21 protein-coding genes are annotated in these 25,096 nt (G+C 72.6%); 12 read left to right on the forward strand and 9 right to left on the reverse strand.

The window, feature by feature from the left end; genetic code table 11:
• Positions 1 to 73: 73 nt before the first annotated feature.
• Positions 74 to 3,097 (reverse strand): serine hydrolase, encoded by a 3,024-nt coding sequence (locus IF28_RS39785; RefSeq protein ID WP_234325028.1) that lies wholly within the window; start codon positions 3,095 to 3,097, stop codon positions 74 to 76.
• Between the two features lie 222 nt (positions 3,098 to 3,319).
• Here IF28_RS39785 and IF28_RS0108160 point away from each other — a divergent pair, with 222 nt between their 5' ends.
• The 3 genes from IF28_RS0108160 to IF28_RS0108170 all read left to right on the forward strand — a co-directional run bounded on the left by IF28_RS0108160 (position 3,320) and on the right by IF28_RS0108170 (position 5,620).
• Positions 3,320 to 4,075 (forward strand): GOLPH3/VPS74 family protein, encoded by a 756-nt coding sequence (locus tag IF28_RS0108160; RefSeq protein ID WP_030216080.1) that lies wholly within the window; start codon positions 3,320 to 3,322, stop codon positions 4,073 to 4,075.
• Between the two features lie 270 nt (positions 4,076 to 4,345).
• Positions 4,346 to 5,203 (forward strand): helix-turn-helix domain-containing protein, encoded by an 858-nt coding sequence (locus IF28_RS0108165; protein ID WP_030216082.1) that lies wholly within the window; start codon positions 4,346 to 4,348, stop codon positions 5,201 to 5,203.
• A 225-nt stretch (positions 5,204 to 5,428) separates the two neighbouring features.
• The gene (locus tag IF28_RS0108170) at positions 5,429 to 5,620 is read left to right on the forward strand and encodes a DUF397 domain-containing protein (protein ID WP_030216084.1); all 192 of its coding nucleotides are present in this window, start codon (positions 5,429 to 5,431) and stop codon (positions 5,618 to 5,620) included.
• 127 nt (positions 5,621 to 5,747) lie between these two features.
• Here IF28_RS0108170 and IF28_RS0108175 read toward each other — a convergent pair whose 3' ends face one another.
• The gene (locus IF28_RS0108175) at positions 5,748 to 6,623 is read right to left on the reverse strand and encodes a MerR family transcriptional regulator (RefSeq protein ID WP_030216086.1); all 876 of its coding nucleotides are present in this window, start codon (positions 6,621 to 6,623) and stop codon (positions 5,748 to 5,750) included.
• An 80-nt stretch (positions 6,624 to 6,703) separates the two neighbouring features.
• Positions 6,704 to 7,213 (reverse strand): glutathione peroxidase, encoded by a 510-nt coding sequence (locus IF28_RS0108180; RefSeq protein WP_030216088.1) that lies wholly within the window; start codon positions 7,211 to 7,213, stop codon positions 6,704 to 6,706.
• A gap of 81 nt (positions 7,214 to 7,294) precedes the next feature.
• Between IF28_RS0108180 and IF28_RS0108185 the strand changes: the two genes are divergently transcribed.
• From IF28_RS0108185 to IF28_RS0108205, 5 genes are all read left to right on the forward strand, one after another.
• Positions 7,295 to 8,002 (forward strand): Crp/Fnr family transcriptional regulator, encoded by a 708-nt coding sequence (locus IF28_RS0108185; RefSeq protein ID WP_030216090.1) that lies wholly within the window; start codon positions 7,295 to 7,297, stop codon positions 8,000 to 8,002.
• Positions 8,003 to 8,256: 254 nt separating this feature from the next.
• The gene (locus IF28_RS0108190) at positions 8,257 to 9,000 is read left to right on the forward strand and encodes a hypothetical protein (RefSeq protein ID WP_030216092.1); all 744 of its coding nucleotides are present in this window, start codon (positions 8,257 to 8,259) and stop codon (positions 8,998 to 9,000) included.
• 19 nt (positions 9,001 to 9,019) lie between these two features.
• Positions 9,020 to 11,131 (forward strand): hypothetical protein, encoded by a 2,112-nt coding sequence (locus IF28_RS0108195; RefSeq protein ID WP_051713678.1) that lies wholly within the window; start codon positions 9,020 to 9,022, stop codon positions 11,129 to 11,131.
• 7 nt (positions 11,132 to 11,138) lie between these two features.
• A complete protein-coding gene (locus tag IF28_RS0108200; protein WP_030216096.1) occupies positions 11,139 to 12,662 on the forward strand; it encodes a hypothetical protein in 1,524 nt (507 codons plus the stop codon).
• The gene (locus tag IF28_RS0108205; protein ID WP_030216098.1) at positions 12,649 to 14,001 is read left to right on the forward strand and encodes a DUF4407 domain-containing protein; all 1,353 of its coding nucleotides are present in this window, start codon (positions 12,649 to 12,651) and stop codon (positions 13,999 to 14,001) included. Before IF28_RS0108200 ends, IF28_RS0108205 begins: the two co-directional genes overlap by 14 nt.
• Positions 14,002 to 14,032: 31 nt before the next feature.
• Here IF28_RS0108205 and IF28_RS0108210 read toward each other — a convergent pair whose 3' ends face one another.
• Genes IF28_RS0108210 through IF28_RS0108225 form a run of 4 tightly spaced genes read right to left on the reverse strand, consistent with a single transcriptional unit; the run spans position 14,033 to position 18,131 of the window.
• Positions 14,033 to 14,722 (reverse strand): nucleotidyl transferase AbiEii/AbiGii toxin family protein, encoded by a 690-nt coding sequence (locus IF28_RS0108210; protein WP_030216100.1) that lies wholly within the window; start codon positions 14,720 to 14,722, stop codon positions 14,033 to 14,035.
• Positions 14,723 to 14,755: 33 nt separating this feature from the next.
• A complete protein-coding gene (locus IF28_RS0108215; protein ID WP_030216102.1) occupies positions 14,756 to 16,129 on the reverse strand; it encodes an MFS transporter in 1,374 nt (457 codons plus the stop codon).
• A gap of 3 nt (positions 16,130 to 16,132) precedes the next feature.
• A complete protein-coding gene (locus tag IF28_RS0108220) occupies positions 16,133 to 17,053 on the reverse strand; it encodes an amidohydrolase family protein (protein WP_030216105.1) in 921 nt (306 codons plus the stop codon).
• 52 nt (positions 17,054 to 17,105) lie between these two features.
• Positions 17,106 to 18,131, reverse strand: coding sequence for an amidohydrolase family protein (locus IF28_RS0108225; protein ID WP_030216107.1), 1,026 nt, complete (start codon positions 18,129 to 18,131; stop codon positions 17,106 to 17,108).
• A 208-nt stretch (positions 18,132 to 18,339) separates the two neighbouring features.
• On the opposite strand from IF28_RS0108225, the gene IF28_RS0108230 reads away from it, so the two are divergent.
• From IF28_RS0108230 to IF28_RS0108240, 3 genes are read left to right on the forward strand one after another with little or no spacing between them, the layout of a single operon-like run.
• Positions 18,340 to 19,002, forward strand: a complete 663-nt coding sequence (locus IF28_RS0108230) for a response regulator transcription factor (RefSeq protein WP_030216109.1) — start codon at positions 18,340 to 18,342, stop codon at positions 19,000 to 19,002.
• Positions 19,003 to 19,013: 11 nt separating this feature from the next.
• Complete coding sequence (locus IF28_RS0108235) at positions 19,014 to 20,426, forward strand: sensor histidine kinase (protein ID WP_030216111.1); 1,413 nt, start codon at positions 19,014 to 19,016, stop codon at positions 20,424 to 20,426.
• On the forward strand, positions 20,423 to 21,415 hold the full coding sequence (locus IF28_RS0108240) for a TAXI family TRAP transporter solute-binding subunit (RefSeq protein WP_030216113.1): 993 nt from the start codon (positions 20,423 to 20,425) through the stop codon (positions 21,413 to 21,415). Before IF28_RS0108235 ends, IF28_RS0108240 begins: the two co-directional genes overlap by 4 nt.
• A gap of 59 nt (positions 21,416 to 21,474) precedes the next feature.
• Here IF28_RS0108240 and IF28_RS0108245 read toward each other — a convergent pair whose 3' ends face one another.
• Both IF28_RS0108245 and IF28_RS0108250 read right to left on the reverse strand, forming a co-directional pair.
• Entirely contained in the window at positions 21,475 to 21,762 is a 288-nt protein-coding gene (locus tag IF28_RS0108245; RefSeq protein WP_030216115.1) for a DUF4190 domain-containing protein, read from the reverse strand.
• Between the two features lie 122 nt (positions 21,763 to 21,884).
• A complete protein-coding gene (locus tag IF28_RS0108250; protein WP_030216118.1) occupies positions 21,885 to 24,116 on the reverse strand; it encodes an MMPL family transporter in 2,232 nt (743 codons plus the stop codon).
• A 226-nt stretch (positions 24,117 to 24,342) separates the two neighbouring features.
• Here IF28_RS0108250 and IF28_RS0108255 point away from each other — a divergent pair, with 226 nt between their 5' ends.
• Positions 24,343 to 25,092, forward strand: coding sequence for a TetR/AcrR family transcriptional regulator (locus tag IF28_RS0108255; protein ID WP_030216120.1), 750 nt, complete (start codon positions 24,343 to 24,345; stop codon positions 25,090 to 25,092).
• Positions 25,093 to 25,096: the final 4 nt, after the last annotated feature.

The following is a 25,096-nucleotide window of genomic DNA, read 5'->3' on the forward strand; positions in this document are numbered from 1 at the left end:
GTGACGCTAGCACGCGGTCCGGCGGCCGTCGCCCGTGGTGGGCGGCGGCCGCCGGCTCCGTGCGGTGCCCGGATCAGGTCAGACGCGTCAGCCTGTCCCCGAAACCGGGCTCGACGAGGTCTTCCTGCAGCGCGACCGGCACCTTGACGGCACCGCTCGTGCCGTCGCCGACCGTGAGCGTGCCGACCTTCGTGCCGGCCTTCGCCGTGTGCGGCAGCTCCCCGCCGGTGAACGTCAGCTTCACCGACAGACCCGCCCAGCCGACGGCCTTGACGTCCTCGGTGACGGCGACGGGCGTACGGCCGCCGAGGCCGTCGTCCGCGTAACCGACGACGGTGCCCTTCTTCAGGATCGTCGCCGACTCCAGTACGTCCTGCGCGGCCCGGATCAGCTGGTCGCCCGCGGACAGGGCGCCGGACAGGATGGTGTTGTCCACGCCGCCCTCGGGCTGGCGCACCACCGCGCCGATGATCCGGTGGGTCTCGCCGTCGACGTCCTTCTTCGCCGCGAAGGAGAGGTTGCCGAGCGCGGAGGTGGTCGTACCGGTCTTGATCCCGACCACGTCGTTGTGGCCGACCAGACGGTTCCAGTTGCCGTGCTTCGTGCCCTTGTAGTCGATGTACTCCATCATCGCGGCGACCTCGCGGAAGGCGGGCTGCTTCATCGCGGCCTTGGCCAGCTTCACCTGGTCCACGGCGGTGCTCACGGTGGTGTTGTTCAGACCCGAGGGGTCCGTGTACGTCGTGTTCGTCATGCCGAGGTCCTTCGCGGCGGCGTTCATCTTGTCGACGAACGCCTTCTCCGAACCGGCGTCCCAGCGGGCCAGCAGCCGCGCCACGTTGTTCGCGGACGCGATCAGGATGGCCTCGAGCGCCTCCCGCTGGGAGATCTCGTCGCCCGCCGTGACGTTGACGGTGGACTCGTCACCGGCGTCGGACTGCTTCTCGGCGAGCTCGTCGACCTTGATCTTCGGACCGTCGGCGCCGCTCTTCAGGTCGTGGTCGCGCAGGATCACGTACGCCGTCATGACCTTGGCGACACTGGCGATCGGTACGGGCTTCTGCTCGCCGGACGAGCCGAAGGTGCCGATGCCGTCGACGTCCAGCGCGGCCTGCCCCTTCTCCGGCCACGGGATGTCGACCTTGCCGCCCTCGAAGGTGAAGCTGTCCTCGGCGGTCAGCTCCAGGGTGGGCGTCGGGAGCGGGCGGAAGTTCTGTACGACGCCGAAGACGATCACCAGCAGCAGAACCAGTGGCGTCCAGATCTTGAGCCGCCGCACCGCGGTCCGCAGCGGGGTCTGCGGGGGCGGCGGGGTGTTGGTCAGCTCCGCCAGCAGATCCAGCGGCGGGCGGGGCGGCAGCGGCTGCTGCGTGGTCCGCTCGGGACCGACCTGGGGGAGCGAGGTGGTGGGGCCGGTGGGCTGGACGGGCGCGGCGGGCGGCTTGCGGGCACCGAGGTCCTCGTCCCGCTTCAGCGCCACGAACCTGCTGGTCCGCTCGGCCTCGGCATCCGCCCGGCGGGCCGCGTCGCCCAGCTTGAGCATGGTGGTGGGCTGATCCACGGCCGGCGCGGGGGCCCGCCCGGTCCGGAACACGGCGGTGGGCTGATCGACGGGCCCCTTGCCCTTCGGCCGCGCGCCCGCGTCGTCGGACCCCCGGGCCCCGGGAACCCCGCCGCCCCCCTCGCCGTCGGCGCGGGAAGCGTCCTTCGCGGAGTCGTCGGCCTGCGCGGCGCCCTCGGAGGCGGCGCCCCCGCGCTTGTCCTCGGCGCCGGAGGCGCCGGGCCGGGTGGCGTCCTCACGCTCGCCCTCGTCGCGGGACGCGTCCGTGGCGGACTCCGCCGCGTCCGCACCCGTGCCGGTCTCACCGGCGGCCTCGTCGCGGGACGCCCCGGCCGCGGGCTCCGGCGCGCTCGCGCCCGTCCCGGCCCGTACGGCGGTGCCCTTCGCGGCGCTCTTGGAGTCTGCGTCGGCTCGGGAGGCGGTGGCGTCGGGGGTGTCGTCCGAGTCGGCCTGGACGTTCCCGTGCTCGTCCTCGGCGCCGGACGCGTCGGCTGCGGCCATCGGCGCGTCCGCGCCGGTCTTCCGTGCGGCGGGCTCGTCCTCGGCGGTGGCCGTGGGCGCGTCCGTGTCGGCCGGGGCGGCGGTCTGTGCGGCGCCGCTCCCGCGCCGGCCCTCGGCACGGGACGCGTCGTCGTGCGCGGCGGTCTCGGGGCCGTCTTCGGTGCCGGACGCATCGTCGGCGCCCGTCCCCGTGCCGGCCCCGGCGTTCTCCTGCTCGCCCTCGCTGCGGGACGCGCCCTCGGGGGAGTCCCCCGCGCTCTCCGACTTCGCGGCGGCAACCGCCCGCCCGGAGGCGTCCTCGCCCGCCGGGTCCGACCCGCCCTCGCCCTCCTCGCCGGAGGCACCCGCGACCGAACCCGCCTCGGCCGTGCTCGCGCGCTCCGCGCCGGACGCCGCCTCTGCCGTACCCCGGTCGCCGGAGACATCACCCGCGACCGTACCGATTTCCCGCTCCCCGGTGTCGGCGGAACCTCCCGAGTCGTTCCCGGTGTCGGCCGAACCTCCGGAGGTGCCCTGGGCGTCGGCCGAGCCTTCCGAGGTGCCCTCGGTGTCGGCTGAACCTCCGGAGGTGCCCTGGGCGTCGGCCGAGTCTCCCGAGGTGCCCCCGGTGTCGGCTGAACCTCCCGAGGTGCCCCCGGTGTCGGCTGAACCTCCCGAGGTGCCCTCGGTGTCGGCTGAACCTCCCGAGGTGCCCTCGGTGTCGGCCGGACCCTCCGAAGCGTCCCCGGCGTCAGCCGGGGCACCCGGGGCACCCGGGGCAGCCGGGCTGTCCGTCGTCTCGTCGTCCGCCGGGCGGACCCACGTCGCCACCGCCTCGCGCAGGCGGCCCGACTCCCCGTTCCCGCCGCCCGAGGGCGGCTCCTCGCGCACCGACAGCACGCGCGTCGCCGTGTCCGGTGCCGCCTCGCGGCTCACCGCCAACCGGGGGTCCCGCTTCCCGGGAACCGGACCCGCGCTCCCCGACGTCGGTTCTGCCGACGACTCGCGCTGCTTCGACCTGTCGGGGGACTCGCCCGCCACCGATGCCTCCTCCATGCGCCGCACGCCCCGCGTGCGCCAACCGAACCGTGAACCGCCGCCCGTGACAACGCTCCACAGCGCTGTCCGAACCATGTACCAGTGTCCTGTGTGCGGACTTCCCCCACGTGGTAGACGAGAACGACATACCTACTGGTTCCACTACGAAGTGGTCACGCACCCTCGACAGACCAATGTGAGAGGGGTCACCCTGTCAGACATCCACGCGGGGAGGCATGGATGGGCAGGAGCCGCAGAACACTTCCGGAAGAGCTTCTGCTGCTGGCATTGGACCCGACCACGGGTACCACTGCACAGCCGCAGTCGCTCGACCTCGGTCTGGCCGGAGCACAGCTAGTGGAGCTGGCGCTGGCCGGACGGATAGCCCCTGACGGGGATCGTATCGCCGTGGTGGTGCCACGGCCGACTGGAGACCCAACACTGGACTGCGCGTTGGAGTTGCTGCGAAGGCGCGGCGCTCCCGTACGGGCGGTCAACTGGATCGGCGGGCCGCGACTCGGGCTGCGCCAGACCTACCTCTCGCATCTGGAGCGGTGCGGCATGGTGCACGCCGTGGCCGGACAGATGTGCGGGGTGCTGCCGACGACTCGCTACCAGGCGACGGACACCGAGATCAGCCGGGAGATCAGGGCCCGGCTGGACTCCGCGATCCGCACCGGCGTCCCGCCGGACCCGCGGACCGCGGCGCTCGCCGCACTGGCGCACGCGGTGGGACTCGGCAAGCACCTGTACCCGGGGAACGAGGGACGCTCCTCGCGTTCCCGGTTGCGGGATCTGATCCGGCACGACCCGATGGGCGGACTCGTGGCGCACGCCGTGATGGACGTCCAGAACGGCGCCGCGGCCCAGCCGCGCCGCAGCCCCGCCCCGGCAGGCCGGCAGGCCCCCGCCGGCGGCCGGGGAGCACCGGAACCCGCCCGTGGTGTTCCGGCGCAACCGCACCGCGGATCCATGGCACGCGCCGCGGTGCACTAGCCGTACGGATCCAGGGCGGGCCAGACCCGGTCACGGGAGCCGCAGTCCGAGCGGGGCGGGGAGAACACACGGGTTCTCCCCGCCCCGCTCGGCGCACCCGTGTCCGGCAGCGGCACGCGTCAACACCCGGGAGTTCACCGGGACGTGGCGTGTGCTTGTCGTATATCCACCGTTTCCCAGCGGTAGGAAGCACCTTGGTGGCAGTCTGCTCAACAGCAGACACGCAAAGTGGCAAGTAGTACTAGGCACGCAGCCGGAGGTGCACGTCCCGTGGCGTCCAATGTCAATCCCACCGTCAGGCGGCGCCGGCTGGGCCAGGAGCTGCGCCGGCTCCGCGAGGTCAAGGGCATGACCGCGGAGGAGGTGGCGGAGCGGCTGCTGGTGTCGCAGTCGAAGATCAGCCGCCTGGAGAACGGGCGGCGCAGCATCAGCCAGCGTGACGTCCGCGATCTGTGCGGGGTCTACGAGGTGGAGGACCAGCGGATCGTCGAGTCGCTGATGCAGATGGCCAAGGACTCGCGCCAGCAGGGCTGGTGGCACGCCTTCGGCGACATCCCGTACAGCGTCTACATCGGGCTGGAGACGGACGCGGAGTCGCTGCGCGTCTACGAGCCGCAGATCATCACCGGGCTGCTGCAGACCCGCGCGTACGCGGAGGCGATCGTGCAGGGCGGCTCGCCCGAGTCGTCGGAGCAGGACAACGACAAGCGGGTCGAGGTGCGGCTGCGCCGGCAGAGCCGGATCACCGCGGACCGGGACCCGCTGCGGCTGTGGGTGGTGCTGGACGAGGCGTCGCTGCACCGCGTCGTCGGGAGCCGACAGGTGATGCGGGAACAGCTGGAGCACGTCATGGAGTTGTCCCAGCTGCCGCACATCACCGTGCAGGTGCTGCCGTTCGAGGTCGGCGCGCACGCCGGGATCAACGGGCAGTACTCCATCCTGGAGTTCGCCGACGCGGCCGACTCGAGCGTGGTCTACATCGAGGGCGTCACCAGCGACCTGTATCTGGAGAAGCCGCACGATGTGCAGAAGTACACGGTGATGTACGAGCATCTGCGGGCCCAGTCGCTGAACGTGGAGGCGTCCCGGCAGCGCGTCGAGCGCCTCGCGAAGGAGTACGCGCGCTGAACACCGGCCGTACGGCGGCGGGATGGTACACCGTGGGCAGGCAGGGATGGAAGTATCCCCTGGTATATGCCACTCGGTCGAGTGAACGGCTCCTCCGAAAGAGGATGTTGGCGAGTAGCGTCGATCACGCCAACCACCAGTGAGGGTTGGCGAAATCCGGCCCCGGGTCCATGCCGGGGCACGCGGGCCGGTGACAGCGACTCAGCATCTGGCTACGGAGCGAACATGGCAATTCGTCTGGGCGCCACGGAAACGTGGACGACGTCCTCCTACACCAACAACAACGGCGCGTGCGTGATGGTCAGGTCGACCACCGAGGCGGCGCTGGAACTCGGGGACACCAAGGTCCCGGAGGGTCCGAAGCTGGCCTTCCCCGCGGACGCGTGGAACACCTTCGTGGCCTCGGTCAGGAACTGACCGGTCCGGCGAACGCCTCCGGGCGTCACCGGACCCCGTGGGCGCACACCGACAGGGCCCTCTCGACCAGTCCGCCGTCCTAGCCGAGAGGGCTCGGCCGCGCCCTCCCGGCTCGGACCCGTTCTGCTCAGCCCGCCGAGCCGGCCGCCGCGCCGGTCACCGGGAAGGCCACGTCACACACCGGGTCCTCGGGGCCCGCGGCCTCCCAGTCGGCGAAGTACACCTCCCGGCAGGGGCCGGCCGGTGTCAGCCCCTTCGCCCTCACCCACTCCTCCACCGCCTCGAACGCGGCCAGGATCTGCGGATGCGCCACCTGCGCCTTGGTGATCCGGGTCCGGGCCAGCCGCTGGGCCGGCTCCACCCGTACGACCGTCCCCCTGGCCCGGCCCCGGCCCTCGGCCCAGGCACGCGCCGCCGCCTCGTCGGCGACCGGCACACAGGCCTCCGCGGGGCCGTCGCTCTCCATGGACACCTCCGCGTGATACGCCACGAACGGCGTCCCCGCAGCGCCCCCGCACTCCCCGGCCGCTTCCTCCAGCCGGCCCAGCGCGGCCCCGATCCACGCCGGCAGCTCGTCCGCCAGCACATGCCGTGACTCGGTGATCAGCACCTGCGCCGGCACGTCCACCGTGTCGACCTCGAACTTCCCGTACATCTCGGAGTTCCTTCCCGACAACCGTCCACGGAGGTACTCGGCGAGCGTCCGCTGCCCGGCGTGCCGCGTCTCGACGTCCGTCCAGTACGCGGCGAGCCGCTCGGCCGCCACGGCGCCGTCGGCCGTGTCGACGACCCCGGCGATCCGGGCCAGCGGCATGTCCAGCTGCCGCAGCAGCGCCACCAGCCGGGCCGCCTCCACCTGCCCGGCCCGGTAGTACCGGTAGCCGGTGGCCTCGTCGACCCGCGCCGGGGCCAGCAGCCCCAGCCGGTCGTACAGCCGCAGCGCCTTCGCCGACAGCCGTGCCCGCGCCGCGAACGCCCCGATGCCCAGCAGTTCCTCGTCCACGCCGACATCCTCCGTCGCCGGACGGCCTCTCCGCCCGACGACGGACACGCTCACCCCTGCCCCAGGGGCAAGGTCAACGGTCAGCCGACCGCCTTCTCCACCGCCGACACGACCTCCGCGGACTCCGGCTCGGTCTGCGGCGAGAACCGGGCCACGATCTCGCCGTCCCGCCCGATCAGGAACTTCTCGAAGTTCCAGCGGATGTCGCCGCTGTGCCCCTCGGCGTCCGCGAACCCGGTCAGCCGCTCGTACAGCGGGTGCCGCCCGTCCCCGTTCACCTCGACCTTCTCGGTCATCGGGAAGGTCACGCCGTACGTCGCCGAACAGAACTCGGCGATCTCGCCGGCGCTGCCGGGCTCCTGCCCGAGGAACTGGTTGCAGGGCACACCGAGCACGGTGAAGCCCTGCTCCGCGTACCGCTCGTGCAGCCGCTCCAGACCGGCGTACTGCGGGGTCAGCCCGCACTTGGAGGCCACGTTCACGACGAGCACGGCCCGCCCCGCGTACTGGCCGAGCCCGGCGGGGCCACCGTTCAGCGCGTCGATCTCGACATCGAGGGGAGAGGCACCGTTGTTCTTCGCAGTCGTCATGGGCGCGAGCCTAACCCCCTGACGCGGAAGCCCACGGGCGGGCAGGATCGGTGGGGTCACCGTCAGGTCGGGGGAACCGCCGTGCCGTCGCCGAAGAACAGCTCCGCCGAGTGGCCCGCCCGCAGCCTGCTGGGGAAACTGCCGCCCGGGGACCGGGAGGAACTGCTCGGCCTCGGGGTGCGGACCCGGTTCGAGGCGGGAGAGGTGCTGCTCAGGGAGGGCGCCGACGACCGGCACGTCCTGCTGCTGCTGTCCGGCTTCGCCAAGGTCACCGCGCGGGTCGAGAACGGGGAGGAGTCACTGCTCGCCGTACGGGTCGGCGGTGACACCGTCGGCGAGATGGCCGCCATGGACGGGGCGCCCCGCTCGGCCACGGTGACCGCCTGCGGCCCCATGACCGCGCGGGTGCTTCAGCCGGGCACGCTGCGGGCCCTGCTGATGCGCCGCCCCGAGGTCGCCATCACGCTCACCGGCATCGTCGCCGACCGGCTGCGCTGGGCCAACCGCCGGCGCCTGGACTTCCGCGGCTACCAGGTCAAGGTGCGGCTCGCCCGGCTGCTGGTGGAGCTGGCGACGACGTACGGGCATCCGGTGGACGGCGGAGCGGTCCTCGGCTGCCGGCTCACCCAGCCCGACCTCGCCGCGCTCACCGGGGCCGCCGAGACCACCGTGCACAAGGGGCTGCGCGAACTGCGCGACGAGGGACTGCTGGAGACCGGCTACGGCTCGACGGTCATCCGCGACCTGCCCCGGCTGCGGCACATCGCGGACCTCGCCCCCGGCGAATGAACGGGGGCGCCCGCAACCGCGCATGACCGGTTCTCGCCCCCGCCCACCGGAACCCGTCCTTCACACGCGTGGCCCGCTGTATGTTTCGCACCCTTCCGCATCCCGTATTTCGACGGGGTTTCCCCCGCGCCCGGCGTGTACCACTGGCGTACCGGCGTCCGCACGGCTCGGGGGAGCGGGCGCCGGTGTCCCACGGAGTCCCCGGTGACTACGTCCCAGGGTGTGACTCCAATGAAAGAGCGGGGAGTTCGAACATGGGTACCTTCCGTCGCAGGCTGCTGCTGGCGGTCGACGCCAAGGGGTACGGCCGCGTCGACGTCGTGACGCAGCGGCAGTTGCAGGGGGCCATCCAGGAGCTGCTGGCGGTGTCGGCCGACGCGTCCGGGCTGGAACGCGAGCGCTGGGAGACACAGGTGGGCGGCGACTCGGTGCTCGCCGTACTGCCCGAAGGAGCCTCCGAGCCGCACCTCGTCGACCCGTTCATGCGCCATCTGGACGCGGGGCTGCGGGAGTTCAACCACGTCAGGGTGCGCGAGGCGTGGCTGCGGCTGCGGGTGGCCGTGCACTTCGGCACCGCCGCGCGGGCCGCCAACGGCTTCGAGGGGCGGGCCCCGGTCGAGATCGGCCGGATGCTGGACAGCGCCCCGCTGCGCGCCGCCCTGGACGCGGCGCCCGACGCCTGCATGGCACTGGCGGTGTCCTCGACGGTCTTCAACGACGTGATCCGCGAGGCGTATACGACGATCCGGGCGCGGGAGTTCCACGAGGTGGCGATCGAGGAGAAGGAGTACGCGGGACGGATATGGATCCGGGTGCCCGGACACGACGGGCCGGTGAGCCGGCCCGGCACCGCCGAGCCCGCGCAGGGGCGTGCGAAGGGTGGTGAACCACCGGACGTGCGCCCCTCGAATGCTTCTACTCCCTCCGGTGACACGGTAGTTCAGGTCATTTCCGGAACCGTGCACGCGCCGGGGGCCGTCTTCGGGATCTCCAAGTGACACGGAGTGATGACTGAGGATGGACGAGGAACAGAGCGAGCCGGGAGCCGAGAGGCCCGAAGAGGCTCAGGGGGCCGAGGAGACCGACGAGCCCCGGGCCGGGCGGAGCGCCCCGGACCGGCCCGAGCGGCCCGAGCCGTCCGGTGAGCCCGAGCCGCCCGCCCCGGACACTCCCGCGGCGGCTCCCGTGCACCACAACCGCGTCAACCAGTACTTCTACGGAGCCCTCGACGCCCCCGGCGCCCACTTCGGCATCGGCGCCGGTGACTCCGCGAGCGTCCGCCGCCGCGCCGTGGGCCGGCTGGACGCGGGCGAGGCGGACGCCCTCCTCGCCCCGTACGTCGAGCCCGGCTGCTTCGAGGAGGCCGCCGCCGCCCTGGCGCAGGACGGTGTGGTGGTGCTCGTCGGCCCGCCCGGCATCGGCAAGCGGTCCGCCGCGGTCGCGCTCGTCGCCAAGGCGGCGGAGGGCACCGAGTACGTGGTGCTCTCACCCGGCCGCAGCCTGGAGGATCTCGCCGAGGGACGGGTGGCGTTCGGGAAGGGCGTCGGCTATGTGCTGATCGACCGGATGCGGGAGACCGCCTCCGGCACCGCGGACTTCGACTGGCGGCGCGTACGGGACACCGTCCGCGACCACGGCGCCCACCTGGTGATCACCACCGTGCACCCGGTGGACGGCGACGCCCCCGGCTCCGTACGCCATGTGAGCTGGGAGCTGCCGGATCTGGCCGCGGTACTGCGGGTACGGCTGCTGCGGGAGCGGTGCGACGCGGACACCGTCGAGCGGGCCGTGGCCGGCCTGCCCGACGGCTGCGGGGTGGCGGAGGTCGCCGAGGCGGCGGGCCGGATCGCCCGGGGCGGCGACCCCGACGAGGTCTGGCAGGACTACGGCAGCGGCGCGGCGGAGCCCGTACGCGAGTGGTTCGCGGCCGGGCGCGAACCGCGGGAGTGGGCCGAGGTCACCACGCTGGCCTTCATCACCGGCGCCGGCTACCGCGACTTCGAGACCTGGCAGGAACGCCTGGAGGAATGGGTCGCCCCCACCTTCCCGCTGCTCGCGAACGACGAGGAGACGGCCGCCGCCCACCGCCGCGACGCCGACCGCCGGCTCTCGCTGGGCCGCAACGTCCTGGTCACCGTGGAGAAGCGCAAGGACGGCGCCCTCACCCGGGGCGCACTGGTCTTCGCCCACCCCCAGTACCGGCAGTGGGTGCTCCAGGAACTGTGGGCGAAGCGCTCCACGGCGTACTGGAACGGCGTCCGCGACTGGCTGACCGAACTCGTCGGCACCCGCCCCGGCCTCGGGGTACAGCTGTCCGTCGCCTCGGGGCTCGCCCTGCTCACCCGGCCCGCTTTCGACGAGGTCGACGAGAACTATCTGCACCCGTGGGCGGCGGGCGCGGCCGGACCGGCGGGGCAGTCCACGGCCACACTGGTGCTGCAGTTCATGTGCCTGGACGAGGGACTCGCCTCCACCGCCCTCGCCGTGGGCCGAGGCTGGGCCCACTCACCGGACCCGGCGGTACGGTCGGCGGCCGCGGCGGCGTTCAGCGGGGCGCTCGGCGTCCGGTTCCCCACCGACGCCGTGAACGTGCTGCTGCGGCTGACCGGCCGCTCCGAGGAGGCCGCGCCCGCCCTGGCCGGGCTGGTCGCCCTGCTCCTGGAGTGCGGCGAGGACACCGGCGCGGTGCTGCGCCCGCTCGCCTACCGGCTGCGGGCGCTGCGCACCACCCTGACCGGACACCACAAGGAGACCGTCCTCGGCACCGTGCAGACCGTGCTCGGCGCCCGCGATCCCCGGACGGGCCGGCTGGTGGGTGCCTCGCTCCTCGACGGCGACCCCGGGCAGAGCGACCGGTTCGCCGAACTGTGGGCGGGCGTGCTGGAGAGCCGCCCGCGCCGGGCCTGGGCGCTGCGCCTGCTGCACGCCACCCTGCGCGACCTGACCGCCGTGACGGCCGAACCGGACCCGGCGGCCGTCCGCTTCGGCCGATCCCTGGGCGCCGTCCTGACCGACCGCGAACGGTGGCACCTCTCCACCGCCCTGCGGCGGACCGCCGTCCGTTCCGCCCCGGAGACCGCCGCCCTCATGGAGACCTTCCTTATCGCCGTACTGAGCACGGAGGACTGACACAGGTATGGCCGAGAACTATCCCCTCGTCCGGCAACGGGAGTACCGGCGGCCGGAGAAGCGCGTCGGCTGGCTGAACCGGCGCACGGTGCGCGACGAGGACGAACTGCCCCTGATCGCCGCCCATCACGTACGGGTCTTCCGGGTCGGCGACGACTATGTCGAGGATTCCGGGAACCTGCGCCCCGACGACCCCCTGGTGACCGGTGCGAGTTCCGTCACCGTCGTGGACCGGCGGGTCGAGGTCCCGGTCGTGGTGGAGACCCGCATCCCGTCCGCCGAGGCCGGCGACTTCACCGTACGGACCACCTTCTACTGCACGGTGACGGACGCCTGCGCCGTCGTGCGCGACGGCGTCACCGACCTCGAGGCCCTGCTCCTCGGGCATCTGCGCGCGGTCCCGGGGCTCACCGAGGACGGCAGCGATCTGCCGGTCGTCGACGCGGACGCCGTACGGGAACGGATCGACGCGCGGCTGACCGCGTACCACGAGATGCGGCCCGCCCCGGTGTCCGGGCTGGAGGCCCGGCACGGCATGGTCGAGGTCCTCACCCCGGCGGAACTCGCCGAGGACATCGCCAAGCTGCAGGAGGAACGCCGGCAGCTGGAACGGGACCGGGTGAGGCGGGAGTGGGAACAGGAGACCGCCCTCAAGCGCTCCCTGCTGGAGACCGAACTGGAGCTGAAGCGCGAGGAGTTGCGCAACACCACCGCCCTGCACCGGGAGCGCAACCGGCAGGAGGAGGCGCTGGAGGAGGAGTTCGGCCGCCAGAGCCTGGAAAAGCGGATCTCCAGTTTCCGGCACGAGACCAGCTCCGAGGACCAACGGCAGGACCTCACGAGGCAGTTCGAGCGGAACCGGTATGAGCGGGATCAGCTCAGGCAGGACGCCCAGCTGATCGGCAGTGACCCGATCCTCGCCGATCTCCAGGCCTGGCGGCAGGGCGACATCACGGCCGAGGAGCTGTCCCAGCGGCTGCACGCGGACGAGGAGCGCCGGGCCGGGCTCGCCGACCGGCGCAGGCGGACGGCGCTGGAGGACGATCTGACCCGGCGCGGCTTCGACCGGGACGAGACACGCTGGCAGGTGGAGCAGGAGGAGCGGAGCACATCCCTCGAACGCCAGTCCGCGCTGGAGGAGGCGGCGAGGCTGCAACAGGAGGACAACCGCCGCTGGAACCTGGAGCACCAGGAGGACGTACGCGCCCGCGACGCCGACCGGCAGGAGGCGCAGATGCGCGAGCGGGACCGGCAGGAGCAGCGCAGGGAAGAGCTCGCCGCCTGGACCACGCTGACCACGAAGGCCTTCGACCGGGGGCTGTTCGACGGCCAGTTGACCGATCCCGGCGCCCATATCAACCGGGTGCGGGACATCACGCGCGACCAGGACGGGCAGAGCCCGGACCCCGGCCGGGAGGTGCCGGGCGGGACCGCGCGGAGCATCCCGGCGGGGGAGACCACTCTCGACGCCGACGACGCCGAACTCGACCTCGGAGGCACCGACTCGGAGGCGAACCTTGGCCACCACTGACACGTCGCCCCGCCTCGCCCGGAGCGGGCCCCACGACGACGTCCCGCCCGCCGGCCGCCCGGCGCCCATGGAGACCGCGGGCCCCGGCGCGCGGCTGCGCCGCCTGATCGGCGTCGACGAGTCGCTGCTCGCCTGGGTGCCGGAGGAGCGCACCCGCTACACCTGGTACGGCGCGCTCGTCCTCAACACCGCGCTGATGGGCGCCCTTTCCATGTCGCTGGCGCTCGGCAGCTTCCGTTCCGATCTGCCGCTGATCGCGGTGCTCGGGGTCGCGGTGGTCTGGTTCTGGGTGGTGCTGGCCATGGACAGCTGGCTGGTGTCCAGCACCCACGGCACCACCGTGAAGAAGTGGTCGCTGGTGCTGCGGCTGTTCCTGTCCGTGCTGCTCGGCCTGTTCATCGCCGAGCCGATCCTCTTCCAGATCTTCGACAAGGAGATCCGCCAGGAGATAGCCGTCGGCAACGAGCGGAAGGTGGCCGACTACCGGGGCATGCTCGTCGCCTGCAACCCCACCGGCGGCGAGTCCACGGCGGGCCGCCCGGAGTGCGCCCCCTACCAGCTCAAGGTGGCCGGCTCCCCCGCGGAGCTGGCGGCGCAGATCAAGAGCAACAAGACCGGCATGGCGGCCCTGCGGACCCAGGTCACCGAGATCAACAGGACCCTCGACGGCAAGATGGCCACCGAGCAGCGGGAGTGCGGCCGGGACCACTGGATCCGCAAGGGCGGCGGCCTGGACGTCACCATCACCTGCGAACGGGCCCGCAAGGACTCCTCCTCCTACCGCACGACCAGCAAGATCGACACGTACGAGAAGCAGCTCGCCGGCATGCGGGACAAGGCACAGACCCTGGAGGCCCGCAAGAACCGGGCCGCCGACGCCTACCAGCCGCTGCTGCAGAAGGCCGTCGACGACAAGACCCGGCAGCGGGCCGAGGGCCTCGACTCGGAAGGCATCCTCACCCGGGCGCACGGCCTGCGCACGATCGCGGACTCCGACGGCTTCGCCCTCTTCATCACCGTCGTCCTGCACCTGCTGCTGCTCTCCCTGGACGCCCTCCCGGTCCTCGCCAAGTTCATGAGCGGCGCCACCCAGTACGACCGCCTCCTCGGCACCCGCTACGACACCAGCCGCCGCCTGCACACGGAGGAACTCCAGGTCCAGCAGGCGTGCGTGCGGATGGAGCACGAGGTCCGCCGGCACGCGGTGGAACAGGAGACGAACGAACGCATGCGCCGCGCGGAGGAGCGGCACCGGACCGCCCGGTCCCAGCGCGCGGCACGCGAGCGGCTGGAACTGGAGGAACGGATGGCCCTGCTCATGCGCACGAGGAGGGCCTGACCGGCACCGGCAGGAGACGGCGGGGTCCGGGTCAGTCCTGCTCCGGGTCCTCCCCCTCCACCAGCCGTTCCGCGATGTCGTCGGCCCACGCCTGGGCCCAGCGGCGGAGCTCCGCGATCCCGGGGCCGTCCAGCCCGTGCACCCGGAACCCCGAGTCGTCGAGCCACTCCGTACCGGCCAGCCGGGACTGCAGCTCGGTGAGGTCGAAGGTGTCGGGGGCGTGACGGCGCCCGAGTTCCTCCAGCTCCGGGTGGCTCCAGCGGTGGGCGGCGGCGTGTACGTCGACCAGGTCACGGGGCAGTCCGCGATCGGCCAGCGCCCGTACCGTCGTCCCGACGAGGTCCTCCAGGGACAGCACCGGACCGGCGTCCGTGCGGACCGCCGGACGCCACAGCGCCTCCTTGCGCAGGTCGACCCGCCACCGCGCGCCGGACGCGGGATCACCGACGACCAGCCGGGCGGCCAGCGGATCCGCGTCGGGCCCGTCGACCGCCCACCCGCGCTCCGCCAGACCGGCCCCCACCGCGCCGGCGATCTCCGCCATGGCCGCGGGATGCTCGGTGACCAGGTCCACACCCCCGCTGCGCCGGGCCGCCACCAGCCCGTGCGCCCGTACGGCGTCACCTCCGGCCAGCAGCAGGCCGTACGGCTCCCCGGCGGAGAGCAGCCCGGCCACCAGCCGCTCGTGTACGGCGTCCTCGCCGGCGGAGGGTGATCCCATGCCCCGATTATCGCGCCGGGAGCCGTCCGGAGGTCACCGCGCCGTCACGGTCCGCTGCTTCTCCTCCGAGAGGGCCGCCACCCGGGCCCGCCGGGTGCGCGGCCCGAAGACGGCCAGGACGATCGCCCCGGCCAGCCAGGTCCCGGCGATGAAGAAGAAGACACTGCGGTAGCCGTTGCTCTGGTAGAGCGCCGCGACGATCAGCGGACCGGCGGCGTTCGACAGCCGGCCCAGACCGTAGGAGACGCCGGTTCCCAGCGAGCGGGCGCGGGTGTCGAACAGCTCGGGGGAGTAGGCGTAGGCGAGGGCCGTGTAGCCGCGCTCGAACATGTTGACCAGGAAGCCGAAGACGATGATCAGCACCGGGTTGAAGGTCAGCCCGTACAGCAGTCCGCACAGCGCGATGACCGTGCCGAACACGGCCAGGCTCCACTTGCGTTCGAAACGGTCGGTGACCAGCGACGCGAGATACGAGCCCAGGGGCGCGCCGACGGTGGTGAGCGCCACGTAGAACACGGACTTCTCGACGCTGAAGCCCTCCTTGGCGAGCAGCGTGGGCGCCCAGCTGGAGTAGCCGAAGAAGCCGACGGTCTGCGTCACCCACAGCACCGTGAGCAGCAGGGTGGGGAGCAGGTACTTCTTCTGCAGCAGCAGGCGTACCGGCGTGCGGGTCGACGGGGTCTCCTCCACCGGGGGCGCCGGCTCGGGCAGCGGGCCCTTCTCCGCGGCGACGCTCGCCTCGATCTCCCGCAGCACCTCGTCGGCCTTGCCGTGCTCGCCCCGGCTCTCGTACCAGCGCGGCGACTCCTTCAGCCGCTTGGTGAAGAACACCAGCAGGATGCCGAGCGAGCCCCACAGGTAGACCAGCCGCCACGACCAGTCGCTCAGGGGCACGACCGCGCTGGCGATGAGGTTGGTGGCCGGGGTGCCGCAGATGCCGATGACGATGGCGTACGCCTGGAACTTGCCGCGCACGGCGGCCGGGTACATCTCGTTGACGTAGATGACGGCGACGACGGTCATCGCCGCCAGACCCGCCGAGGTCAGTACGCGGAGCACGCCCAGCGACACGATGTCCCAGGAGAACACCGACGCGAACGAGAAGGCGCCGAACCACACGGTGGTCAGCATCAGCGTCCGTTTGCGGCCCCACCGGTCGGCCATCGCACCGGCGACGACCGAGCCGAGGAACATGCCGACGAACGACAGCGAGGTCACGTAGGCGATCTGGTCGATGGTGACGCCCCACAGCCGGATCAGCTTGGGCGCGGTCGTCGCGAAGGTGTTGATGTCCGCGAACTCGAAGAAGTAGGCGAAGGACACGGCCACCAGGGTGACCTTGTGGAAGCGGCCGATCGGCAGCCGGTCGAGCCGGTTCAGCGCGTTGGCGTGGGTGAGTTGCCCCATGGTTCAGATCTCCTCGCCGGGCCAGTACAGCTTCATCGGGTTGTCGACCAGCAACTTGTGCCGCTGGTCCGCCGTGACCGCGATCCGCGGCACGTAGTCGACCAGGAGGCCGTCGTCGGGCATGTGGTCGGTGAGGTTGGGGTGGGGCCAGTCGGTGCCCCACAGCACCCGGTCGGGGAACTCCTCCACGACGCGGTGGCCGAAGGGGACGACGTCCGCGTACGGGTGCGGTTCGCCGTCCAGGGCGGCGGGCCCGGTCACGCTGAGGCGTTCGGGGCACGTCACCTTGACCCAGACGTCACCGGTGCCGACGAAGCGCAGGAAGCGGGAGAACTCCGGGCCGTCCGCCGGACGGGTCACATCGGGGCGGCCCATGTGGTCCACCACCAGGGGGGTAGGCAGCGAGGTGAAGAAGTCCTCCAGGTCCGGCAGATCGGCGCTCTCGAAGTAGAGGACGACGTGCCAGCCCAGCGGGGCGACCTTCTCCGCGACGGTCCGCAGGCCGTCTCGGGGCGAGGCGTCCACCAGCCGCCGTACGAAGTTGAACCGCACCCCGCGCACACCCGCCGCGTGCAGATCGAGCAACTCGCCCTCGGTGACGTCCGGCCGGACGGAGGCGACCCCGCGCGCCCGGCCGCCGGCCGCCCGTACGGCGTCCACCATCGCGGAGTTGTCGGTGCCGTGGCAGGTGGCCTGCACGATCACCGTGCGGGCGATGCCCAAGTGGTCACGCAGACGGAACAGTTGGTCCTTTCCGGCGTCGCAGGGCGTGTACTTGCGCTGCGGGGCGAAGGGGAACTCGGCCTGGGGGCCGAAGACATGACAGTGGGCGTCGACGGTGCCGGCCGGGAGCCGGAAGACGGGCTCGGACGGGCCGGGGTGCCAGTCGAGCCAGCCCGGGGTCTTGGGGGAGGCGGTGGGCATGGGTCTCCTCGGGGAAGGGGAAACGGGGCGGGGACGAGGGCCTTGGTGCCGCTCAGCGGCCCTGGCGCTTCAACAGCGCGTCCAGGCGCGGGTACACGGCGCGGGCGTTGTGCTCCTGGACGGCGGCCAGGTCGGCGGCGGACAGCCCGGCCGCCTCGGTGTAGCGGCGGGTGTCGTCGAAGTGGTGGCCGCTGCACGGGTCGATGTCGCGGACGGCGCCGACCATCTCCGACGCGAAGAGGATGTTCCGGGCCGGCAGGACGTCGAACAGGAGGTCCGCGCCCGGCTGGTGGTACACGCAGGTGTCGAAGAAGACGTTGCCCAGGACGTGCTCCTCCAGCGGCGGCTTGCCGAGCGCCATCGCCAGGCCCCGGAACCGGCCCCAGTGGTAGGGCACCGCGCCGCCGCCGTGCGGGATCACCAGGCGCAGGTCCGGGAAGTCGGCGAACAGATCACCCTGGACGAGCTGCATGAACGCCGTGGTGTCGGCGTTGAGGTAGTGCGCGCCGGTGGTGTGGAAGGCGGGGTTCACGCTGGTGCTGACGTGGATCATCGCCGGGATGCCGTACTCGGCCATCTTCTCGCAGACCGGGTACCAGGAGTGGTCGGTGAGCGGCGGGGCGGTCCAGTGGCCGCCGGACGGGTCGGGGTTCAGGTTGACCGCGACGGCGCCGTACTCCTCGACACAGCGCACCAGTTCGGGGATGCAGGTGGCGGGGTCGACTCCGGGCGACTGCGGGAGCATCGCGGCGGTGACGAAGCGCTCCGGGTACAACAGGCTGACGCGGTGGCAGAGTTCGTTGCAGATCGCGGCCCACTCGGCGGAGGTCCGGAAGTCGCCGACGTGGTGCGCCATGAAGGAGGCGCGGGGTGAGAAGACCGTCAGGTCGATGCCGCGTTCGTCCATCAGCCGCAGCTGGTTCGCCTCGATCGTCTCGCGCAGTTCGTCGTCGCCGATCCGCAGGCCGGAGCGGGACGGGGCGAGTGCGGGGTCGGCGAGCCCGGCGATCTGCCGGTCCCGCCAGGCGGCCAGGGCCGGCGGGGCGGTCGTGTAGTGGCCGTGACAGTCGATGATCATGGCTGCTTCCTCTGCTCCGGTACGTCGTCCTCGACCGCTGCAGCCTGGATCCGCCGGTCGGGGCGCGGGGAGACGACCGGGCACAGAACTAACCTCCCCTTAACATTCCGGCCCCGGGCGCCCCGGCCGCCCGCCGGGACCACCGCCGGGCGTGGTCTACATTCGGAACCGGAGACTCCGCGACGAGGCCGCAGGGAGGTGAGCGGGGATGCAGATACTGCTGGCCGAGGACGACGACGGGGTGGCCGCGGCCCTCGTCGAGGTCCTCTACGACCACGGCCACGACACCCGCCGGGTCCGCCACGGCAGGGACGTCCTGACCTACCACCGCAGCGCCGACCTGCTCCTTCTCGACCTCGGCCTGCCCGATGCCGACGGCCTGGACGTGCTGCGCGGACTGCGCGCGGTGAGCGACCTCTCCGTGCTGATCCTCACCGCGCGCGGCGACGAGCGCTCCGTGGTGCGCGGCCTGCGCCTCGGGGCCGACGACTACCTGGTCAAGCCGGTACGCCTCACCGAGCTGCTGGCCCGTATCGAGGCCGTCACCCGGCGCACCGCGCCCCGCCCCGCCGCCCCCGCCGCGCGCACGGTCCGCGCCGGTGACGTCGAGGTCGACCTCGACGCCCGCCGGGTCCGGGTGGACGGCGCCGAGGTCGATCTGACCGCGAAGGAGTTCGACGTCCTCGCCGCCCTGGCCGCACGGGCCGGTACGGCCGTCAGCCGGGAGCAGCTCCTGGACGAGGTGTGGGGCGACGCCCACCACGCCGTGTCCCGCTCCCTCGACGTCCACCTCACCCAGCTGCGCGCCAAGCTGGGCCGCCCCGGCCCGCTCACCACGATCCGCGGCTTCGGCTACCGCTTCGGGGACTGAGGGACCGGCGCGTGCGTACCCGGGTCCAGACCGTGCTGCTGGTGTTCGGCATCCTCGTGGTCGCCGCGTTCGCCGTGCCGCTGCTGCTGTTCACCGCCTCCGACCGCACCCAGCAGCTCGTCCTCGCCCGCAGCTCCGCCCTCGACCGCTTCGCCTCCCTCATGGACCAGGCCGCGGCGACCGGCGACACCTCCGCGGTCGTCGCCGAGGCCCGCCGCTACACCGAGCTCTACGGCGAACCGCTGGTCGTCACCGACGTCCGCCGGGTCCCCGTGGTCCAGACCGGCGGCATGCGGGCCGCCGACCCCGGCGTCGCCCCGCTGATCGACGCGGCCCTGCGCAACCAGACCGCCCATCCCCAGGGCCCCCTGCGCCCCTGGTCGCACGGTCACCGCACGTTCGCCGAGCCCGCGGGCACCGGCACCCGGGTCACCGGGGCCGTCGTCATGCGCGCGTCGGTGGAGACCGCCGCCCGGGACATCGCCCGCCGCTGGGCCGCCGTACTGGCCGGCACGGCCCTGGTCGCCCTCGCCTGCACGGCCCTCGCCCGCACCGCCACCCGCTGGGTGGTCAGCCCGCTGCGCCGGCTCGACCGGGCCGTGGGCCAGCTCGCCGCCGGGCTGCCGCCCGAGCAGACCAGCGCCGGGGGCCCGCCGGAGCTGCGCCAGCTGGCCACCGGCTTCAACCGGATGGCGGGCACCGTCACGGCGGCCCTGGAGCAGCAGCGCAGGCTCGTCGCCGACACCTCCCACCAGATGCGCAACCCCATGGCCGCCCTCCGGCTCCGTGTGGACGCCCTGCACACCCATCTGCCCCCCTCCGCCGACCGCACGTACAACGGCGTCACCGGCGAGCTCGACCGGCTGGAGACCCTCCTCGACGACATGCTGGCCCTCGCCACCGCGGAGCACCGGGCCGGGGAGCTGACGGTGACCGACGGCACGGACGCCCGGTGCGACGCGGCCGAGGTCGCCCTCGCCCAGCACCGGCGGTGGCAGCCGGTCGCCCACCGCGCCGGACTCCGCCTCACCACCGACGTCCCCGCCGGCCCGCTCCCGGCCGCCTGCACCGGCCACGAACTCGCCCAGATCACGGACATCCTCCTGGACAACGCCATCAAGTACGCGGACGGCCCCGGCGGGAGCGTCAGGCTCGACTGTGCTGTCGAGGGCCCCCGCGTGGTGCTCACGGTCACGGACGACGGCCTCGGCCTGGACCCGGACGAGCTCGCCCAGGCCACCACCCGCTTCTGGCGCTCGACCCGGCGGACCGGTACGACGACCGGTACGGGACTGGGGCTGGCGATCGCCGAGCAACTCCTCACCGGACGCGGCGGCCGGCTGGAACTCGGGCCCGCGCTCCCCCGGGGACTGCGGGCGAGGGCGGTCGTACCACGCCCCTCGGAGACGGGCGGCACGCCGTGACCGGGCTCCCCGGCCGCCGTACCGTACTGCGTACGGCCGTGGGCTCGGCGGCCGCCGTCGCCCTCGGCGGCGCACTCGCCGCCGACGCCTCCCGGCAGGACCCCGGACCGGGTGGCGTGCTGCGCCTGGCGACCGGTGAACCCACGGCGTTCTACGCGGCCTTCGGCCGGCTCCTCGCCGCCGAGATCGAACGCGCCCACCCCCGGCTGAGCTGCCGTGTCCGCACCACGGCGGGCAGCATCGCCAACATCGAACTGCTCCGGGACGGCCGGGCCGACCTCGCGCTCGTCCTCACCGACACCGCGCGCGCCGCCCGGGGCGACGGCCTCTTCGAGCGCCCGGTGCCGGTGCGCGCGCTCGGCAGGCTCTACGAGACCTACCTCCAGTTCGCCGTCCGCGCGGACTCCTCCGTGCGGACGGTGGCCGACCTCGCCGGGCACAAGGTGTCCCTCGGTGCCGTCGGATCGGGAGCGGCCCTCCTCGGCGAACGCGTCCTCGACGCCGCCGGTCTGTCGCCCGGCACCGACGTCCCCGTACTGCACCTGCGTCTCGCGGAGGCGGCCGAGGCGGTACGGACCGGCGCCGTCGAGGGGCTGCTGGTGGCCGGCGGTGTCCCCCTGACCACCCTCACCGGCCTCGACGCCGACCCCGGACTGCGGTTCCTGCCGCTGGCCGGACTGCTGCCCCGGCTCGGCGGCCACGACGGACTGGCCGGCTCGGGACTGGAGGAGGTGCCGTTCCCGCAGGGCGCCTACCGGGGCGCGGGCGGTGTCGCCACCATCGGCGTGTCCAACCTGCTCGTGTGCCGCCCCGGCCTGGACCCCGCGATCGCCGACGCGGTCACCCGCCTGCTGGTCCTGCGCGCGAGCGCCCTCGTGCCCGCCCGCGCCGTCGGCGCCCAGTTCCTCGACGTCCGCACCCTGATCGGCACCGGCAGCGTCCCCCTGCACCCCGGCGCGGTCTCGGCCTACCGCTCGCTGCACGGCTGAGCACGCCGAAGCGGGCCGGCCCCGCTCCGGAACCGGCCCGCTCGCGCCTCCACGGGGGTCTAACCCCCCACGTACCAGCTGAACCCGCCACTGCTGGCGGCGACCGCCAGGAGCACGAGCCACAGGACGATGCCGACGATGCCCAGGACGATGCCGGCCTTCGCCATCCCGTCGCCGCTCTTGGCCGCCGCCTGGCGCCGGGCGACGGCGCCGAAGACGATCGCGAGGGGGCCGAGGACGATGTTCAGGAAGAACAGGCCGATGATGCCGCAGCACAGGCTCGCGATCGCCAGGCCGTTGGTGCGCGAGCCGGAGGACGCGGCGGATGAGCTGCCGTAACTCGTCATTGGATACTCCCGGTTGTCGGTTGCACGGAACGAACGGACCGCAGTTTTCCTTTTCTTGACTTGCCTGTTCCGAATGCCCCGTTACCGCGCACCCATGTCGGCCGGCCCCTGAAGCGGATGCGTCAGACCGTCGTCGAGTCCTTCGCGTACGGCGCTTGCGCCACCGGCACCGGGGTGCCCCCGGGGCCGCCCTCACTGAGCCCGAACCGGTCGTGGAACCTGCGCAGGAACGGCGGCGCGTACCAGGCCGACCGGCCCAGCATCCGCATCGCCGCCGGGACGAGGACACCGCGTACGGCGAGGGCGTCGATGAGGATCGCCAGCCCGCTGCCCAGGCCGAACATCTGCATGAAACTGATCTTCGCGGTGCCGAACGCGAAGAAGCTCACCGCGAGCAGGAAGGCCGCCGCGCTGACGATACGTCCGGTGTGGCCGAGGCCGTTGGCGACGGCGTCCTCGTTGTCCTGCCCCGCGTCGTGGAGTTCCTTGATACGGCTGGTGACGAACACCTCGTAGTCCATGGACAGTCCGAAGGCGATGCAGAACATCAGCACCGTCATCGCCACCTCCATCGGCTGCGCGGTGAAGCCGAGCAGGGAGGAGAGGTTGCCGTCCTGGAAGATCCACGTCATGACACCGAGGGTGGCGCCCAGGCTGATCAGGTTGAGGACCAGTGCGCGCAGCGGCTGCACCACACTCCCGGTGAACAGGAACAGCAGCACGAAGGTGGTGAGCGCGACCAGCGCGGCGGCGATCGGGAGCCGCCCGCCGATGGAGTCCTTGGAGTCGACCAGCTGGGCGTCGACACCGCCCACCAGGGGATGCGTCCCCGCGGGCGGATCGACCGCCCTGATGTCCGCCACCAGCTCCTGTGCCGCGTCGGACCTGGGCACGAGGCCGCTCACCACGGTGATCCGCTGAGCGTCGTCACGACCGAGCGAGGCGTTTGTGGGACCGGCCGCCGTGGCCTGCCCGCCGGCGTACCCGCCCGTACCGGCCTCGACCCGCAACACGCCCTCGAGTCGCGACAGTTCGGTGGCGTACGCCTCCAGCGGCGCCTTGTCCACCCGCGCGTCGATGACGATGTGCAGGGCCGCTTCCTCGCTGCCGTCGAAGTTCTCCCGCAGGGCGGTGGCGACCTGACGGCTCCCGGCGTCCTCGGGCAGCACCCGCTCGTCCGGCGTACCGAAGGTGATGCCCAGCAGCGGGCTCGCCGCCAGCACCAGGACCGCGAGCACGGGCAGCGCGGTGAGCACCGGCCGCCGCATGACGGTCCGCGCCAGCCGCCCCCACATCGGCGCGCGCGTACCGGAACGCTCCGGCTTCGCCCACGGCAGCCGCCCGCCGTTGACCCGGTGACCCAGGACGGCCAGCAGCGCCGGCATGACGAGCAGGGTGCCGATCGCCGCGATCGCGACGACCCCCACCCCGGCGAAGCCGCACGAGCGCAGGAAGTACTGCGGGAACACCAGCAGCGCTCCGAGCGCCGCCGCCACGGTCGCGGCCGAGAACGCGACCGTACGGCCCGCCGTGTTCACCGTGCGCCGTACGGCGTCGTCCACGCTCGCGCCCGCCGCGAGCTGCTCCCGGAAGCGGCTGACCATCAGCAGGGCGTAGTCGATGCCGAGGCCGAGGCCGAGGGCGGTGGTGAGGTTCGTCGCGGTGTCGGCGACGTCGGTGACGCTCGCGAGCAGGGACAGTTGGGCGAACGAGCCGATGACGGCGATGAGCGCGATGACCAGGGGCAGCAGGGCCGCGACCACGCTGCCGAAGACGAACAGGAGCAGCAGGAGGGTGAGCGGGATGGCGATGGCCTCGGCCAGCACCAGATCCTCGACCACCTGCGTGGACATGTCGCCGCCCACGGCGGCCCCGCCGCCCGCCCGCACCGTGAGGACGTCCTCGTACGACCCCGTGTAGGCGTCGAGGAGCTCCTTGGCGTTCTCCCGCTGCTCGGTCTCGTCGCCCTTCACATGGGCGAGCACCATGGCCTCGCTGCCGTCGCGCGAGCGGAGGTCTTCGCTGCCGGTCTCCCAGTACGAGACGACGTTGGTGAGCCGCTCGTCCGCCGAGAGCTCGTCCGTGAGGGCGTTCCCGCTGCGTTCGGCGGCGGGAGCGTCGATCCGGCCGTCGTCGGCCCGGACCAGCAGAACGAGGTTCGTCTCACCGCCGAACTTCTCGTCGATGACCTCCGCCGCCCGCGTGGACTCGGAGGAGGGGTCTTCGAAGCCGCCGCCCAGCAGTTTGTCGAAGGCGCCGGCGCCGAGCACGCCCATGAGGGCCACCGCCAGTACGGCGACGACGAGGACCAGTTTTGATCGCCGTATCGTGAATTCGGCCAAACGTTCGAACACGTGAGGTCTCCTTAGGAGCTGAACAAGGTGAAGACGACGCGTGTCGGCCGGATGCGCGGATGAACCGGCGTGGTGCCCCGCGCAGGTGTGTCCCCGTGTGCGGGCGGAGGCGGTGTCGCACTCCTCGTCGCCGCGAACGACGTTAGTGAGGTGATGACTTGTTGAGCAGAAGGAAGTTTTTCTGACAGTGTCAGAATTTCCTGGCGCCCTGTCGTAGGGTCCGTCCATGCCCGCAGCCGCAGCCCCGCCGCTCACCCTCCGCCAGCGCCGCAGGGCGGTCGCCACGCGCGAGATCGTGGAAGCCGCCGAACGCCACATAGCCGGGAACGGCCCCGACGCCCTGTCCCTGAGGGCGGTCGCCCGCAGCCTCGGCATGACCGTCCAGGCGCTCTACCACTACTTCCCGAACCGGGACGCCCTCGTCACCGTGCTCATCACCAAGGCGTACGACGACCTGGCCGACGCCGTCCAGCGGGCGGCCGGCACCGCCCCGGACGACCCGTCCCTCCCGCCCTTCGTGACCGCGGCCGAGGCATACCGCGGCTGGGCCATCGCCCACCCCGAACTCTTCCAGCTCCTCTACGGCACACCGCTGCGCGACTACGCGGCCCCCGCCGAGGGCCCCACCACCCACGCGATGCGCCGCATGAGCGCGGTCTTCCAGCGCCTGCTGTTCTCCGGTTTCACCGAGGCGCAGCTCGCGGCCGCCGACACGCGCTCCCTCTCGCCCGCGCTCCGGGCGCACCTGGAGGCCCTGCCCGCGGACGGCGCGCCGGCGCTGCCCGCCCCCGCGACGGTGCTGATGCTCAGCGGATGGGGCCATATGCACGGCCTCGTCGTCCTGGAGGTGTTCGGCCACACCTCCTTCATGGCCGGCCACACGGCCGAGATCTTCCGCACCGCTATGCGCGACCTCCTCGCGGACATCCACCGCCGCATCCCGGATACCGCGACCCCGGCCGGACGGGCAGGATGACCTC

This window comes from Streptomyces sp. NRRL WC-3626, assembly GCF_000718785.1.
Classification (GTDB): domain Bacteria; phylum Actinomycetota; class Actinomycetes; order Streptomycetales; family Streptomycetaceae; genus Streptomyces; species Streptomyces edwardsiae.